The organism is Angustibacter sp. McL0619, assembly GCF_049994355.1.
Lineage (GTDB): Bacteria > Actinomycetota > Actinomycetes > Actinomycetales > Angustibacteraceae > Angustibacter.
Genome location: NZ_CP188257.1, coordinates 4195496 through 4209028, shown reverse-complemented (window position 1 = coordinate 4209028; position 13533 = coordinate 4195496). Strand labels below are relative to the sequence as shown.

At 69.1% G+C, this 13533-nt stretch carries 17 protein-coding genes; 9 read left to right on the top strand and 8 right to left on the bottom strand.

The window, feature by feature from the left end; translation table 11 throughout:
• The first annotated feature begins 125 nt into the window (after nucleotides 1-125).
• The 4 genes from ACPPVT_RS19715 (at nucleotide 126) to ACPPVT_RS19700 (ending at nucleotide 3884) form a co-directional block, all read left to right on the top strand.
• Complete coding sequence (locus ACPPVT_RS19715; RefSeq protein WP_426563277.1) at nucleotides 126-689, top strand: hypothetical protein; 564 nt, start codon at nucleotides 126-128, stop codon at nucleotides 687-689.
• Nucleotides 689-976 carry a transcriptional regulator gene (locus ACPPVT_RS19710; protein ID WP_426563275.1) on the top strand — a complete coding sequence of 96 codons (288 nt, stop codon included), beginning with the start codon at nucleotides 689-691 and terminating at the stop codon, nucleotides 974-976. The genes ACPPVT_RS19715 and ACPPVT_RS19710 overlap by 1 nt, the downstream gene beginning before the upstream one ends.
• Nucleotides 977-1102: 126 nt before the next feature.
• The gene (locus ACPPVT_RS19705) at nucleotides 1103-2887 is read left to right on the top strand and encodes a DUF429 domain-containing protein (protein WP_426563273.1); all 1785 of its coding nucleotides are present in this window, start codon (nucleotides 1103-1105) and stop codon (nucleotides 2885-2887) included.
• Nucleotides 2888-2936: 49 nt separating this feature from the next.
• A complete protein-coding gene (locus ACPPVT_RS19700; protein WP_426563271.1) occupies nucleotides 2937-3884 on the top strand; it encodes a patatin-like phospholipase family protein in 948 nt (315 codons plus the stop codon).
• Between the two features lie 49 nt (nucleotides 3885-3933).
• Here ACPPVT_RS19700 and ACPPVT_RS19695 read toward each other — a convergent pair whose 3' ends face one another.
• From ACPPVT_RS19695 to ACPPVT_RS19675, 5 genes are all read right to left on the bottom strand, one after another.
• Nucleotides 3934-5514 (bottom strand): phospholipase D-like domain-containing protein, encoded by a 1581-nt coding sequence (locus ACPPVT_RS19695; protein ID WP_426563269.1) that lies wholly within the window; start codon nucleotides 5512-5514, stop codon nucleotides 3934-3936.
• An 84-nt stretch (nucleotides 5515-5598) separates the two neighbouring features.
• Nucleotides 5599-6006, bottom strand: a complete 408-nt coding sequence (locus ACPPVT_RS19690; protein WP_426563267.1) for a VOC family protein — start codon at nucleotides 6004-6006, stop codon at nucleotides 5599-5601.
• A complete protein-coding gene (locus ACPPVT_RS19685; RefSeq protein WP_426563265.1) occupies nucleotides 6006-6530 on the bottom strand; it encodes an SRPBCC domain-containing protein in 525 nt (174 codons plus the stop codon). Before ACPPVT_RS19685 ends, ACPPVT_RS19690 begins: the two co-directional genes overlap by 1 nt.
• Nucleotides 6527-6844: an ArsR/SmtB family transcription factor gene (locus tag ACPPVT_RS19680; RefSeq protein WP_426563263.1), complete on the bottom strand. Its 318-nt coding sequence runs from the start codon at nucleotides 6842-6844 to the stop codon at nucleotides 6527-6529. The genes ACPPVT_RS19685 and ACPPVT_RS19680 overlap by 4 nt, the downstream gene beginning before the upstream one ends.
• 91 nt (nucleotides 6845-6935) lie before the next feature.
• Entirely contained in the window at nucleotides 6936-7181 is a 246-nt protein-coding gene (locus tag ACPPVT_RS19675; RefSeq protein ID WP_426563261.1) for a hypothetical protein, read from the bottom strand.
• A 166-nt stretch (nucleotides 7182-7347) separates the two neighbouring features.
• On the opposite strand from ACPPVT_RS19675, the gene ACPPVT_RS19670 reads away from it, so the two are divergent.
• Both ACPPVT_RS19670 and ACPPVT_RS19665 read left to right on the top strand, forming a co-directional pair.
• The gene (locus ACPPVT_RS19670) at nucleotides 7348-7818 is read left to right on the top strand and encodes a methyltransferase family protein (protein ID WP_426563259.1); all 471 of its coding nucleotides are present in this window, start codon (nucleotides 7348-7350) and stop codon (nucleotides 7816-7818) included.
• Between the two features lie 85 nt (nucleotides 7819-7903).
• The gene (locus ACPPVT_RS19665) at nucleotides 7904-8776 is read left to right on the top strand and encodes an LLM class F420-dependent oxidoreductase (RefSeq protein WP_426563257.1); all 873 of its coding nucleotides are present in this window, start codon (nucleotides 7904-7906) and stop codon (nucleotides 8774-8776) included.
• Between the two features lie 56 nt (nucleotides 8777-8832).
• On the opposite strand, the gene ACPPVT_RS19660 is transcribed toward ACPPVT_RS19665, so the two are convergent.
• A complete protein-coding gene (locus ACPPVT_RS19660) occupies nucleotides 8833-9768 on the bottom strand; it encodes an endonuclease/exonuclease/phosphatase family protein (protein ID WP_426563255.1) in 936 nt (311 codons plus the stop codon).
• On the bottom strand, nucleotides 9765-10469 hold the full coding sequence (locus ACPPVT_RS19655; protein WP_426567211.1) for a M15 family metallopeptidase: 705 nt from the start codon (nucleotides 10467-10469) through the stop codon (nucleotides 9765-9767). The genes ACPPVT_RS19660 and ACPPVT_RS19655 overlap by 4 nt, the downstream gene beginning before the upstream one ends.
• An 88-nt stretch (nucleotides 10470-10557) precedes the next feature.
• Here ACPPVT_RS19655 and ACPPVT_RS19650 point away from each other — a divergent pair, with 88 nt between their 5' ends.
• Together ACPPVT_RS19650 and ACPPVT_RS19645 are read left to right on the top strand one after the other, a co-directional pair.
• Nucleotides 10558-11253 (top strand): response regulator transcription factor, encoded by a 696-nt coding sequence (locus ACPPVT_RS19650; RefSeq protein ID WP_426563253.1) that lies wholly within the window; start codon nucleotides 10558-10560, stop codon nucleotides 11251-11253.
• Nucleotides 11246-12340 carry a sensor histidine kinase gene (locus ACPPVT_RS19645; RefSeq protein ID WP_426563251.1) on the top strand — a complete coding sequence of 365 codons (1095 nt, stop codon included), beginning with the start codon at nucleotides 11246-11248 and terminating at the stop codon, nucleotides 12338-12340. The genes ACPPVT_RS19650 and ACPPVT_RS19645 overlap by 8 nt, the downstream gene beginning before the upstream one ends.
• A gap of 78 nt (nucleotides 12341-12418) precedes the next feature.
• Here the strand turns inward: ACPPVT_RS19645 and ACPPVT_RS19640 are convergent, their stop codons facing one another.
• A complete protein-coding gene (locus ACPPVT_RS19640) occupies nucleotides 12419-12976 on the bottom strand; it encodes a hypothetical protein (protein WP_426563249.1) in 558 nt (185 codons plus the stop codon).
• 101 nt (nucleotides 12977-13077) lie between these two features.
• Between ACPPVT_RS19640 and ACPPVT_RS19635 the strand changes: the two genes are divergently transcribed.
• Nucleotides 13078-13533 (top strand): MarR family winged helix-turn-helix transcriptional regulator, encoded by a 456-nt coding sequence (locus ACPPVT_RS19635; RefSeq protein ID WP_426563247.1) that lies wholly within the window; start codon nucleotides 13078-13080, stop codon nucleotides 13531-13533.

The window sequence follows — 13533 nt, the reverse complement described above, 5'->3', positions numbered from 1 at the left end:
TCACGATGCCCGGCCGTCACTCACGGCCAGCATGCTCTCGGTGCTGAGGCAGGTCAATCGTGTGGCGGACAGCCGCGCCGTGGGCATACTTGCCAAATTGGAAAGTGAAAAGCATACTTGCCACTATGGAAAGTAAGGCTGCGCAGCAGGACCCGGACGACCCGAGCTCAGTGCTGGATGCCGCGGACCAGGCGCGCCAGCGACTGGCTGCGGGCCTGCGACTGCCCACCGGCCTGCACCCGGCACTGGGCGCCGCGGTCGCGGTCCAGCTGGGCAGCGCCGCCTACGGGATCGCCGCTCAAACGACGGCCGGCCTCGCGGTGGCGCTGGCAGGGGTGGCCGTCTTCCTGGGGGTGGCCGCACTCGCGCTGTACCAGTTCCGGCGGATCAACGGGGTCAGGATCGATGGTCTGACCAGCCAGATCGTCCTTGGAAGCGGGGCCATGTCGACGCTGGTCTACCTGGGCGCGTTCGGGGCTGCGACATGGGCCGCCTTCGAGTCGCACTGGTGGCTCGTCGCGGTCGCGGCCGTGGCCGGGGGAGTCGGATACGCGCTCAGCGCCCGGCGGTGGTGGCACGCCTACCGACATGACCCGGTCGCCCACGCGGACGGCGCTTCGCCCCGGGTGCTCGCCGTGCTCGCCGTGCTCGCGTGCGTGGGGGTCGTTGCGCTGCTGGTCGTCGGCTAATGGCCGGGCTCGACCCACTGATTCACGCCCCGGCCCGCCTGCAGGTGGTCACGATGCTGTCCGCGGTGTCGGAGGCGGAGTTCGCCACGCTGCGGGCCGTTCTCGACGTCAGTGACTCGGTGCTGTCCAAACATGTCTCGGCACTGGCCGACGCCGGCTACGTGCGCACCCGCAAGGGCGTCCGGGCGGGGCGACGCACGACGTGGATCGGGCTGACCAGTACCGGCCGGAAGGCCCTTCGCGAGCACGTCGCGGCGCTGCGCCAGCTGATTGACGGTGTCGACTGATCCGCCATCAGTCCAATGTCGACACCGTGGCTGAGTCCCTCACGCCGCGGAGCGGGTGGGTCAAGCAACTCCGTTCGATCAGCATCCGCCGGCGAAGATCGTCGGCGGGTAGGGCACAGTGGCCGCGTGCATCATGTCGGCATCGACCTCGCCTGGGGCGAGAAGCGCTCCACGGGGCTGGCCGTCCTGGACGCCGAAGGTCGGCTGGTCCACGTCAGCGCCGCGACGGACGACGACAGCATCGTCGCCGCGTTGCGGCCCTTCACCGAGGGCCCGTGCGTGGTCGCGATCGACGCACCCCTGCTCGTCACCAACCCGACCGGCAACCGTCCGGCTGAGGCAGCGCTCAACCGTGACTTCGCGCGGTTTCACGCCGGCGCGCACCCCACCAACACTGGACGAGCGGAGTTCCGGAGCGGGTCTCGCGGCGGCCGGCTGGCTCAGCTGCTCGGCCTGGACCTGGATCCGGCGTCGCGCGGGCCACGGCGCGCGATGGAGGTGTACCCGCACGCCGCGACGGTGTCCCTGTTCCGGCTGGGTCAGACCTTGAAGTACAAGAACAAGCCCGGTCGCGCGCTGTCGCAGCTGCGTTCGGAGCTCATGCGGCTCGTCGGGCTGCTCGAGGGCCTGGCCGCCGCTGACCCGTCGATGCGGCTGGTCCAGCTGCCCGCGTGGGCCGACCTGGTGGCCGGGGTCGAGCAGGCGCAGCGCAAGAGCGACCTGCGTCGCGCTGAGGACCAGGTCGACGCCGTCGTGTGCGCGTACGTCGCGCTGTTCGCAGAGCGCCATCCGGATCGGGTCACCGTGTATGGCGACGCGGCGACCGGCGCGATCATCACGCCGACACTGCCGGCGGGGCTCGAGCCGTCGATCGAGCAGCCACCGGGGGTCGAGGACACGATCCGGCGCGCGGTGCAGGAGTACGCCGCCCGGCAGCCCGAGCTGCGTGCGGCCACAGAGCAGTACGTCGCGCTGGTCACCGGCCTGCTCGACGACGCCGGCATCAACTACCTCACGGTCACCGGTCGGGCCAAGACGGTGGCGTCCTTCGCGGGCAAGGCCGAGCGCACGGACGGCGGCCGACACATCTACGCAGACCCGCTGAGCGAGATCACCGACCAGATCGGGCTCCGGGTAATCACCTACGTGCACAGCGACGTCGCGGCGGTTGCCGACCTGCTCGCCGACCAGCTGCGGGTGCTCGACGACCGGGACATGGGTCAGGTCACCGCGAGCGAGGGCCGCTTCGGCTACGCCAGCCGCCACCTTCTGGTCACCATGGACGACGACCGGCCGGCGTCGGCGTCCGGACTCCTGCAGGGCCGCAGCGCGCAGGTGCAGGTGCGGACGGTCCTGCAGCACGCGTGGGCGGAGTTCGAGCACGACATCCGTTACAAGGGAACGGTTCCTGAGGAGCATGGCGCCGATCTCGACCGCCGGTTCTCCCTGGCCGCTGGCCTGCTCGAGCTGGCCGACGGCGAGTTCTCGGCGATCCGCGACCGGCTGCGGCAGGGCGGCCCGGCTGCGGATGACGACACTGACGACTCCCGGGACGCCGGTGACGCGGACCCGCGCATCGACGCGCAGGACCTCGCGACCTTCCTGGCCGCGCAGTTCGTGGACGCCGGGTGGTCACGAACCGACCACTACGAGTGGATCTCGGGCTTGCTGCTCGAACTGGGGATCACCTCCCTCGACGAGCTGGCCGGGCTGCTGGGCACCCTGGACGACGCCGCCCTGGAGTCGCGCATGGGCTACCGCTACCCGCCGGGCGCCGTCCGGCGGCTGGACGACGCGCTGCTCGCGGTCTTCGGCAGCCGATACCTCGACCTGCACGGCAACGGGCACCGGGAGTCACTGCTGCGGGCGCGGCTCGACAAGCTGCGCCAGGCGGGCGACGGCGCGAGGTGACGGCCGCATCAGCTCGACGACCTCTTCCGATGGCATCGCGGTGACGCGGATGACACGGCACGGGAACTGGCCGACGCCCGACCAGCAGGTCGACGCCACAAGACCGGCGGGCAACTCAGACAAGCGAGCCTTGGTTCTCGCCGGCGGCGGAGCGGCAGGCAACGCGTGGGAGCTCGGTCTCATCGCGGGCCTGTCCGATGCCGGGGTCGATGTCACCGAAGCCGATCTCATCATCGGCACGTCGGCGGGATCGACCGTGGCTGCCCAGATCACCAGCGGGACACGGCCGGCCGAGCTGTATGCCGCGATCCTCACCGAGGTGCCTCAGCGACCGGCCGGCCACGCGGGATCGGACAGGGGGCGCCCGCCGAAGGTCTCGGGCCCGACGTACATGGAGTGGTCGAACGGGATCATCGGTGCTGCTGCGGATGCGTCCGACATGCGCCGCCGGATGGGCGCCGCGGCGCTCGAGATGGCCGCTTCCAACGGCTCCAGCCAGACGCGCTGGCGCGACATCGTCGCGGCTCGTCTTCCCAGCCAGCACTGGCCGCAACAGGCCGTGCTGATCGCGGCGGTCGATGCGGATACCGGTGAACCGGTCGTGTTCGACCGCCACAGCGGAGTCGATCTGGTGGACGCCGTCGCGGCCAGCACCAGCGGGATGACGCCCTACCGCATCGGCGAGAACCAATACATCAACGGCGGCTATCGACGCAGCGAGAACGCCGACCTCGCGGCTGGATACGGGCGGGTGCTGGTGCTGTCACCGTTCGGCGGCAGGTCGCGGATGCCGCTGGAGTGGCGCATGGATCTCGCAAGCCAGGTCGATGAGCTGCGCGCAGGAGGGAGCGAGGTCGAGACCGTCTTTCCCGATGCCGGCGCGGGTGACGTGTTCGACGCCAACGCGTTGGACCCGTCGACGCGTCCGCCGGCCGCGCGAGGTGGCTACGACCAAGGCCGAGCGCTTGCGGCGCTGTTGGCCGAAATCTGGCGGTGACGGCCAGACCTAGCTCGCGGCCGCTGCCTGAACGTCGCGCGGCGACGATTCAGTAGCGGTCGGCCCTTCGCAGCGCCGAAGGTCTGCCGTCGGGGTCGTGGATGAGGTCGAGCGGCAGTGCTGCCCAATGCCGCTGACGCGCGCTGAGCTGGGGCAGCGGGAGCCGGCGAAGTCGGCCCGGGGGCCGATCCTGGCGCCGGCCGGCGGCGTGCCATTCGTCGAGTCGAGCGGCGCAGGAGGCGTAGACCTCGAACATCGCGGCGGGATCGATGCAGTCACTCATTGTCGCTTCGAGGCCACGGTCGTTCACCTTGTCGAGCCGGTCGAGGTGCTCTGCGGCAAGGGTGAGCCGTAGGTCACGGGCGTACGACTCGTCGAGAACGACGGCGGTGAGCTCAGAATCGTGGGTCCACGACCGGCGGCTGAAGTTGTCCGAACCGGTGCTGGCCCAGATGTTGTCGACGATGCAGACCTTGGCATGAACGTAGACGGGGACGCCCGCGTGATTCTCCAGGCCGTACGCCGCTACGCGTTCGGGGGCGAGGTCCATCAGTCGGCCGAGAGCGCGTTGACGACCGAGCAGCTGCGGCACTCGGTTGAGTCCGTCGATGTCGGGTACCAGCGGGATGACGACGATCAGGTGGAGCTCGGGACGCGCCCGCAACTGGTCCTCGAAGACCCGCGCGACATCATGACCCCAGAAGTACTGGTCCTCGACGTAGACGAGGCTCTCCGCCCGTCGCACGGCCTTGCTGTAACCGCGGGCGATGCTGCGCTCACCGCCCCTGGCGAAGGGGTAGTCGCGGCCGGGGCCGAGATCCGGATAGGTCCTCAGGAGCTGCACAGTGTGGGCACCCGCTGGTGGCGGAGGGGGCCACTGCTCGGGAAGCGAGTCGGGTGAGCTGTCCAGTCCCCGAAGCTTGTCGGCCATGCGGCGCAACGGTGATCGCGACAGCGGCGCGGGATCACTCCAACGCTCCCTGAAGACGGTCTCCACGTCGTGGACGGCGGGGCCCTGGATCGCTATCTGGACGTCATGCCAGGGTGGGCGGGCGCCGTACTCCCTGGTCAGCGGTTGGGGCTGCGGGTCACCGCGGTGCTCGGCGTCGTCCCGTCGGTTGTGCGCCAGATCGATACCGCCGACGAAGGCCACGTCGCGCGTGAGGTCGTCACGGTGCCGGACCACGACGAACTTCTGGTGGTGGGAGCCGCCGGCGCGCACCCGCATGTCGAGCAGCACCTCGGCGCCTCGCTTCTGCAGTTGCTCGCCGAGGTGACGGTTCTCGGTGGCGAAGAACCCGGCCTGGTCAAGGTGTGAGCGCCACACCAACCCGTGTACGGCGACCCCTCGCTGGTGCGCTCGGGACAGCACCTCGACCACCTGGCTGTCGCGCTCGGCCGTGAGCTGTTCGTCCGCATCGCCCTGCCAGTCGGTGAAGAGCACCAGGTCGCCCGGCCCGGTCGCCTCCAGCGCGTCGTACAGGGCTCGGAAGTATGTCGCTCCGTGGATCAGCGGACGGACGTGGTTGCCCTCAGACCAAGCCTGGTCGCCGTCGTGGAGGTCGTCCAGCCGGGTCAGCGGGTTCGCCCGCTCCCGCCGGGTCAGCAACCAATCGGCTGGGTCGACCATGTGCAGAGCATGCCGCAATCTCGGCCCAACCGAAACGCGCTTGCGTGGCCCCTTGGCGAAGGGTTCGTCGCTGAGGTGGCCAGGTCAAGGTGAGTCGCTGCCGCTCTCCTGGCCCGCGACAAGTTCCTGACCGTCCCAGGTCGACAGGCAGAACGGGTGCCCTGCAGGGTCGGCGTACACGAAGCAGTGGTCGGAGTTGGGCTGAAAGTCCAGCCGCGTGGCGCCGGCGGCAAGGACCCGCGTCCGGGTCGCCTCCAGGTCGTCGACGAGGAAGTCAAGATGCAGCTGCATCGGTACCTCCCTGCCGGGCCACTGGGGCGGTCTGAAGTCCTCGACCTGCTGGAAGGCGATGAACCCGTTTGAGCCGGTGACGGCTGCCCAGTGTGAGGTACCCCTGGCTACGCCCCCGGTGATGTCCGCATAGAACTTCGCCAGGGCGAGGGCGTCGGGCGCGTTCACCGTGGTTCCATCCAGCTTGATGCTGTCGGACATCAGCCGACCGCCGCCTCGTGGTACTCCGGGGTGAGCTCGGTCCAGCGCGCGTGCCAGGCTGGGGCCGCTGTCTGCGCCGACCAGCCGCCGACGTGTGCGGGCCCGTCGCTCGCGAGGGAACGTGCGAGGTCCTCCAGGTGGACCTGCCACCCGGCTCCGTGGAAGGGGAGCGAGCCGACCGGCAGACCGCGCTCCTCGACCACCAGCTTGGTCCGGGGGCCTTCCGCGGTGAGCCAGGCTTCGATCTGGGCCTCGTCGTCCGTGCCCGGCTCTGTCGTGAGCAGCAGATGGTGCGGGGCGTCGCAGACGTCGATCCTGGCCGGACCGCTCCACGTGCTCGTGAAGACGGCGTGGACCGTTCCACCCTCGCGCGCGTCGCCAGACACCTCGGCCAGCCAGCGGGCGAGGCGTTCCGGCGCGGTGCAGGCCTGCCACAAATCGTCGATGTCGGTCTCGTACACGTCCTCGACGCGCACCGCCCCACGGGTTTCGTCGAGCGCCCGCATCGTGCCGATGATCCTCATGTTCGTGCCTTCCTTCCTCGTGCGATCTCCGTGTGCAGGGCATCGAGCCGGTTCTGCCACAACGCGCGGTAGTCCTCCAGCCACTCGTCCACCTCGACGAAGGCATCCAGTCGCAGGCTGTAGATCCTGCGCTGCGCCTCCTGGCGAACGCTCACGAGCCCTGCCTCCCGCAGAACGCGCAGGTGCCGAGACACGCCGGGCCGAGCGATCGGCAGCGCGTCGGCCAGCTCGCCGGCCGTCGCAGGGTGATCCCGCAGGATGTCCAGCACCGTGCGGCGGCTCTGGTCGGCCAATGCCTGCAACACCGTGTCCATGGCGCCAATGTACCTGATCGGGTACGTACCTACAAGGGTACATTTACGCAGTGCGTCTATCCGCCCGGCACTGGCCCGAGGCATCGCCCGCCTAGGTCCCCGAGGCACCTTCGTCGAATGCGGGATGGCGGCTGGCCACCTTGCGTGCCTCCGTCAGGTGGCCGCCCAGGTAGGCGCCGACTCCGGAGACGGTCGCACCAGCGAAGGCAAGCCGAGCGCCGGTGCGGTGCAGGCCCTTCCTGCGGGCGACCCACGACGCCGCGTAGGCGCTGATCGCCACACCGATCGTCACAGCGTGCACGAGGCCGAATCGCTTCTCCTGGCGGGGTTTCTGCACGGCGACGTCCTCAGGGGCGCCGTCAGACCTACGTTGCCCTGCGACGCCCAAACGGTCAACAAGAGACCTTTGGCGGCGCCGGCTCAGGGGCCGGCGACCGCTCACCGATGACCAGGACGTGGCAGCGTGTGGGCGTCCCCGGAGAGCCGTTCGCAAGAATGTGGGCATGGAGAATGGTTCCGAGCACGCCGTCGGGTTTCGGCTCTGGCCACCGGTCGCGGTTGCCGCGCCTCTGCTCGTTGGCTGGCTGGCAACGCAGCTGTGGGGTGACCCGATCGAGCTGGGCGGGTGGCGGGTTCCGCTCGGCTGGGTACTGGTGCTGCTGTTCGTCGGGTGGAACGGCTGGTCGCTGTGGCTGTTCCGCCGGCACGAGACCGGGCTGCTGCCGGGGCAGGCGACTCACGCGATGATTGAGGAGGGGCCGTACCGACTCTCTCGCAACCCGTTGTACGTCGGCCTGCTTGCGCTCTACCTGGGGCTGGCGTTGCTGGCACCGACGGTGTGGGGGCTCGTGCTGTTCCCGGTCGCCGTACTGCTCGTCCTCTGGGGCGCGATCCGCCCCGAGGAGCGGTTCCTGCACGAGCGGTTCGGTGCGCCGTACGACGACTACGCACGGCGGGTGCGTCGCTGGCTGTGAATGCTGCGGCCAGGAGCGTTGAATGGAGGGGCCGGCGGCGACGAACGGCGCCGGCCCAGCGGATACCAGCGACTGAGGGAGTGGCATGAAGCTTGGGCTGCACATCTCGGACTTCACCTGGGACGGCGGGCCGATCACCCTGCGCGACAGGCTCGGTGATGTCGCTGCGCGCGCCGAACTGGCGGGGTACGACCGCATCAGCGTGATGGACCACGTCTGGCAGATCGCGCATCTTGGCCCGCCGGAGCACGAGATGCTCGAGGCGTACACCGCGCTCGGCTTTCTGGCCGCGAAGACGGAGCGGGTCAAGCTGCTCACTGTCGTGACCGCCGTCGTGTACCGCGATCCCGGACTTCTGGCCAAGGCCGTCACCACGCTCGACGTTCTCTCGGGTGGTCGCGCCATGCTGGGCATCGGCGCTGCCTGGAACGAGGAGGAGTCCCGCGGGCTTGGCCTGTTCTTCCCATCAACGTCGGAGCGGTTCGAGCGGCTCGAGGAAGCGCTGCAGATCTGCCAGCGGATGTGGAGCGAGGACGACGGCCCGTACGAGGGCAATCACTACCACCTCGCGCGGACGCTGAACTCACCGCAGTCCCTCAGCCGTCCCCACCCGCCGATCCTCATCGGCGGCGCCGGTGAGCGTAAGACCTTGCGCCTGGTGGCCCAGTACGCCGACGCGTGCAACATCTTCGACACACCCGAGCTGGCCCACAAGCTGGAGGTGTTGCGCGAGCACTGCGAGCGCCTGGACCGCGACTACGACCAGATCGAGAAGACGGCTCAGCTGCGGTTCGACCTCGGACCGAACGGCGAGTACGTCGAGCAGACGATCGAACACATGCACGAGCTCGCCGGCCTGGGTATCGAGGTGGCGCACGGGGCCCTCGCCAACGTCAGCAGGCCCGGCACGCTGGAGCTGATGGCCGAGCGGGTGATCCCAGCCGTGGCCGACCTGTAGCGGCAACGATCGTTCAAGAAGGCGTGCGGTCAGACCTGGCTGTGAGGACGCGGTGGTCACCAGCTGATTTCGGCCGCCACAGGCCGGTGGTCGCTGTCGGTGGCGGGCAGCACCCACGCGCTCTCTGGCTCTACCCCACGGACCAGGATGTGGTCGATCCGCGCGACTGGGGACCTCGCCGGCCAGCTGAAGCCGAAGCCAGCTCCGGCGGCGTCCTGGGCTGAGTGCATCTGCGAGGTGAGGTCAGCGAGCGCACGGTCGTTCGTGGTGCCGTTCAGGTCGCCGAGCAGCACCACGCGCTGATTCTGCTCGGCGGCGATGGCCTTGCCGAGAGTGCGCACGCCGGCGTCCCGCTGGGCTGTCCAGAAGCCGTTCCTGGGCAACACCCGTACGGATCCCAGGTGGGCGACATACACCGCCAGCGACCCGTGGTCCGTCGTCACCGTGGTGCGCAGCGCCCGCGTCGAATCCATCCCGATGTCGACCGGCTGGGTGTCCGACAGGGGCAGCTTGCTCCACAGTCCGACAGTTCCCTGCACGACGTGGTACCGGTACGTCGTCGCCAGCGCCTGCTTGCACTTGCTGGTGGCCTGCGGGGTCAGCTCCTCCAACGCGAGCAGGTCGACACCGGAGGCGGCCACGTCGCGGGCGGTGCCGGCCGGGTCGGGGTTGTCGGCCCCGACGTTCTGGCTGGCCACCGTCAGGTCGCCACCTGGGTGGGACTTGTCGCTGAGCAGCCCTCCGAACAGGTTCAGCCACACCGCGATCGGCAGCAGCAGGGCGATCATCGCCGGGATGGAGCGGCGCCCCAGTGCCCCGACCAGCAGCACCGGGATGAACAGACCGAACCACGGCAGAAAGGTGTCCACCAGGCTGCCGAGGTTCCCGATCCGGTTCGGAATCCTCAGGTGCAGCAACATGAACAGGCCCAGCAGCAGCGAAAGAGCCGCGAGCAGCCGGCCGCGCCGCCAGGGCCCACGACGGATGCTCACTGCTGCATCCTCGGGTCCTGCGTGGGGTCGGCGTACATACGCGGGCAACCACCGTTGACCGCAGTGGTGCGCAGTTCGTAGTGCCAGGGTTCGTTGCGATAGGTCTGGCACAGCCCGTACTCGGCGCCGTGTCTGGACAGCCACACCGCGGCATCGCTGGGCCCGATGTCGACCGCGTCCCCGGAGACGTGAGCGGACGTGTTCGGGGTGGCCACCCATCGGGCGGCTTTGTTTCTCGACCCGTACTTCGAGACCGCCTGATCGAGTAGTTGTTCTTGGTACCTCGGGGAACGCCAGCCGCTGTTGACGTAGAACTCGACGCCATCGTCCGCGGCGTCCGTTGCGGCCTGGCGGAGGGCCTCGAGCAGGTCCGGATCGAGGTTGGCCACAGCCGGAGTCGCGTCATCGAACACGGTCACGCCGTCGGGGACGACGCCGTCGGCCTTGCCGAGCGAACCCCGGTGCTCGCTGCGCTGAGTATGCGAGGGTGACGGCGCGGGAGGCGCCGAGCGGGCCGATCGGGCTGTGGACGCCGAGGGCATCGAAAAGGCCGAGGCTGTCGAGGCAGCCGCAGCGGAGGTGCTCGCCCCGGAATGGCCGAGGACTGCAGCGACCACTGCGATGACGACAATCAGGCCGACGACGATGAGCCAGCGAATCGGGCGAGTCGTTGTCCGCGCGGATGGTGGCGTTCGACTCATGCTGCCAGTCAAGGCAGCTGTGTGTTGCCAGCACGTATCTGGATTTCGATATGCCGACGATATGCGCCGGCTCCCTAGGATCGAGAGCATGCGTGTGCTGATCCTCGAGGACGAGCCCTATCTGGCAGAGGCCATCCGCGACGGCCTGCGCCTGGAAGCGATCGCCGCCGACATCGCCGGCGACGGTGACACCGCACTGGAGGCGCTCGGCATCAACGCCTACGACATCGCCGTCCTCGACCGAGACGTCCCGGGGCCGTCCGGTGACGAGGTCGCCAAGCGGATCATCGCCTCCGGCAGCGGCATGCCGATCCTCATGCTCACCGCTGCCGACCGACTGGACGACAAGGCTTCCGGGTTCGAGCTCGGCGCGGATGACTACCTCACGAAGCCGTTCGAGCTCCAAGAGCTCGTGCTGCGTCTTCGAGCGCTCGATCGCAGGCGCGCCCACAACAGGCCACCCGTGCGGGAGATCGCCGGTCTGCGCCTGGACCCGTTCCGCCGCGAGGTGCACCGCGACGGCCGCTACATCGCGCTCACGCGCAAGCAGTTCGCCGTGCTCGAGGTCCTCGTCGCAGCCGAAGGCGGTGTCGTCAGCGCCGAAGAGCTGTTGGAGCGGGCCTGGGACGAGAACGCCAACCCCTTCACCAACGCGGTGCGTATCACGGTCTCGGCCCTGCGCAAGCGGCTCGGCAAGCCCGGGATCATCGCCACGGTGCCCGGCGTCGGCTACCGCATCGAGACGGAACCGGACGCCGAAGGTGGGGGAGTCGGCGATGGATAGGGCGCCTGGGTTGAGCGTCCGCCTCAAGCTCACCCTCAGCTACGCCGGCTTCCTGATGGTCGCTGGCACCTTGCTGCTCGCGACCGTGTGGGTGTTCCTCTTGCGTTATGTGCCTGACCAGGCGGGCTTCGGCCCCGGCCCCTTCAGTCCCGGCCGCTCCGATCTGCAGAAGGCCTTTGCGCCGAGAGCAGCTCAGGCGCTGACGTTCCTGCTTGTCTTCGGTCTCGTCGGGGGATGGCTGCTCGCTGGACGGATGCTCGCTCCCTTGACCCGGATCACCGATGCCACCCGCATCGCCGCCACGGGTTCGCTCTCGCACCGGATCCGGCTCGAAGGCCGCAGCGACGAGTTCCGCGAGCTTGCCGACGCCTTCGACGCCATGCTCGCGCGGCTCGAAGCTCACATCGCCGAGCAGCAGCGCTTCGCAGCGAACGCCTCCCACGAGCTGCGCACCCCGTTGGCGATCACGCAGACCCTCCTCGAAGTGGCCCGCAAGGACCCCAGCCGCGACACCGTAGAGCTGCTGGACCGCCTGCACGTCGTCAATACCCGAGCGATCGACCTCACCGAAGCTCTGCTCCTGCTCAGCCGCGCCGACCAACGCTCGTTCGCCCCCGAGCACGTCGACCTTTCGCTTGTGGCAGAGGAAGCCACCGAAACCCTCCTCCCTTTCGCCGAGAAGCACGGCGTCACCATCGAGACATCGGGCGTCATCACTCCCGCCGTCGGCTCACCTGCGCTCCTGCTGCAGCTGGTCACGAACCTCGTGCACAACGCGATCGTGCACAACCTGCCTGACCACGGCGCCGTCTGGGTGAATACCAGCGTCCGCGCCAACACTGTGGTGCTCACCGTCGAAAACACCGGCGAGGGGCTTACCCCACAAAAGATCTCGGCACTCACCGAACCATTTCAGCGCGGCACCGAGCGCATACACACCGACCAAGCGGGCGTCGGCCTCGGCCTGGCCATCGTCAAGTCCATCACCCACGCCCACGACGGGACACTCACCCTCACCCCGCGCTCTGCGGGGGGAATCCGCATCACCGTGGAACTACCCGCGATAGCCCCGCGCGCCAACAGCTGAACGGTGGTGCCGCCCGGACCCGTTCACCTCGGATGGGTCGATCCTCGGCAGGTGAGCGGCCCGATCAGGTCCTGCCGGTCAAGCCACGCGCAGGGTGTGGACCTGCTCGTCGAGCTGCACGGCGACGAACGCCGCCTGCGCTGGCACGTCATCCGGCAACAGGATCGTCTGCCGTCCCTCGAGCCACTGGTGGTCGACCAGGATCCGCGAGTCGCTCTTCGGGTCCGGCGGTATGAATGACGTCGCCCACCAGGTGGTGACCGTCACGGTTCGCGCGCCGGCCAGGGACAGCACGATCGCCCGTCGTCCGGGGTCGAACTCCGGGGCGGGTTCGGCCCGTCCGGCAGCCAAGGCTCCCTCGACCTGGGCCGCGATCAGGCCGGGGATCCCGGCCAGGCCGTCGACGAGAAACGCTTCGGGGTTGAGCCGGCGGACCTGCGAAGCCAGCTGCTCCCTGGTGTCCGGCGGCACCTGGCCGCCGAACACGACGACGTCGTAGGCGCCGAGGTCGAAGTCGCGGCCGACGTCGTCGAACTGGTTGGTGGCGTCGGCTGTGAATCCCTTGCCGCGCAACAGGCTGACGGTATCGGTGAGCACCAGCTGGCTCTTGCCGACGATCAATGCGGACGGGCTCATGGCAGTTCCTCTCTCACTGAGTAAAATCGTTGGCAGGGCCAACGTTGGTTTCACCACCATAGTCATCGTTGGCCGGACCAACAACTGCTAGGCTGCTGCGAGTGGAAGACACGAAGCCTGCCGGGCGGGCGCCGGCGCGCGTTCGGGACCGGCCGACCTGGCTGATCAGTCGCGCTTACGCACGCTCGAGCAGCCTGCTGAGCGCCGGGTTCGAGGCGCACGGCGCCGGGCTGCGCAGCTATCACTACCGCCTGCTGGCCTCACTGGAGGAGCAGGGCGCGGCCAGCCAGGCGGATCTCGGTCGGAGCACCGGCATCGACCGCAGCGACGTCACCGCGGCGATCAATGAGCTCGAGCGCCGCGACCTCGTCGCACGGTCCGTTGACCCGGACGACCGGCGGCGCAACGTCGTGTCCATCACCAAGGCAGGCCGCAAGCAGCTGCGCGTGCTCGACCGCGTCCTGTCCGAGGTCCAGCAGCAGGTGCTCGCGCCGTTGACGCAGAAGGAGCGGCGGCAGTTCGTCAAGCTGATGCGCCGGCTCGCCGCCGACGACTGA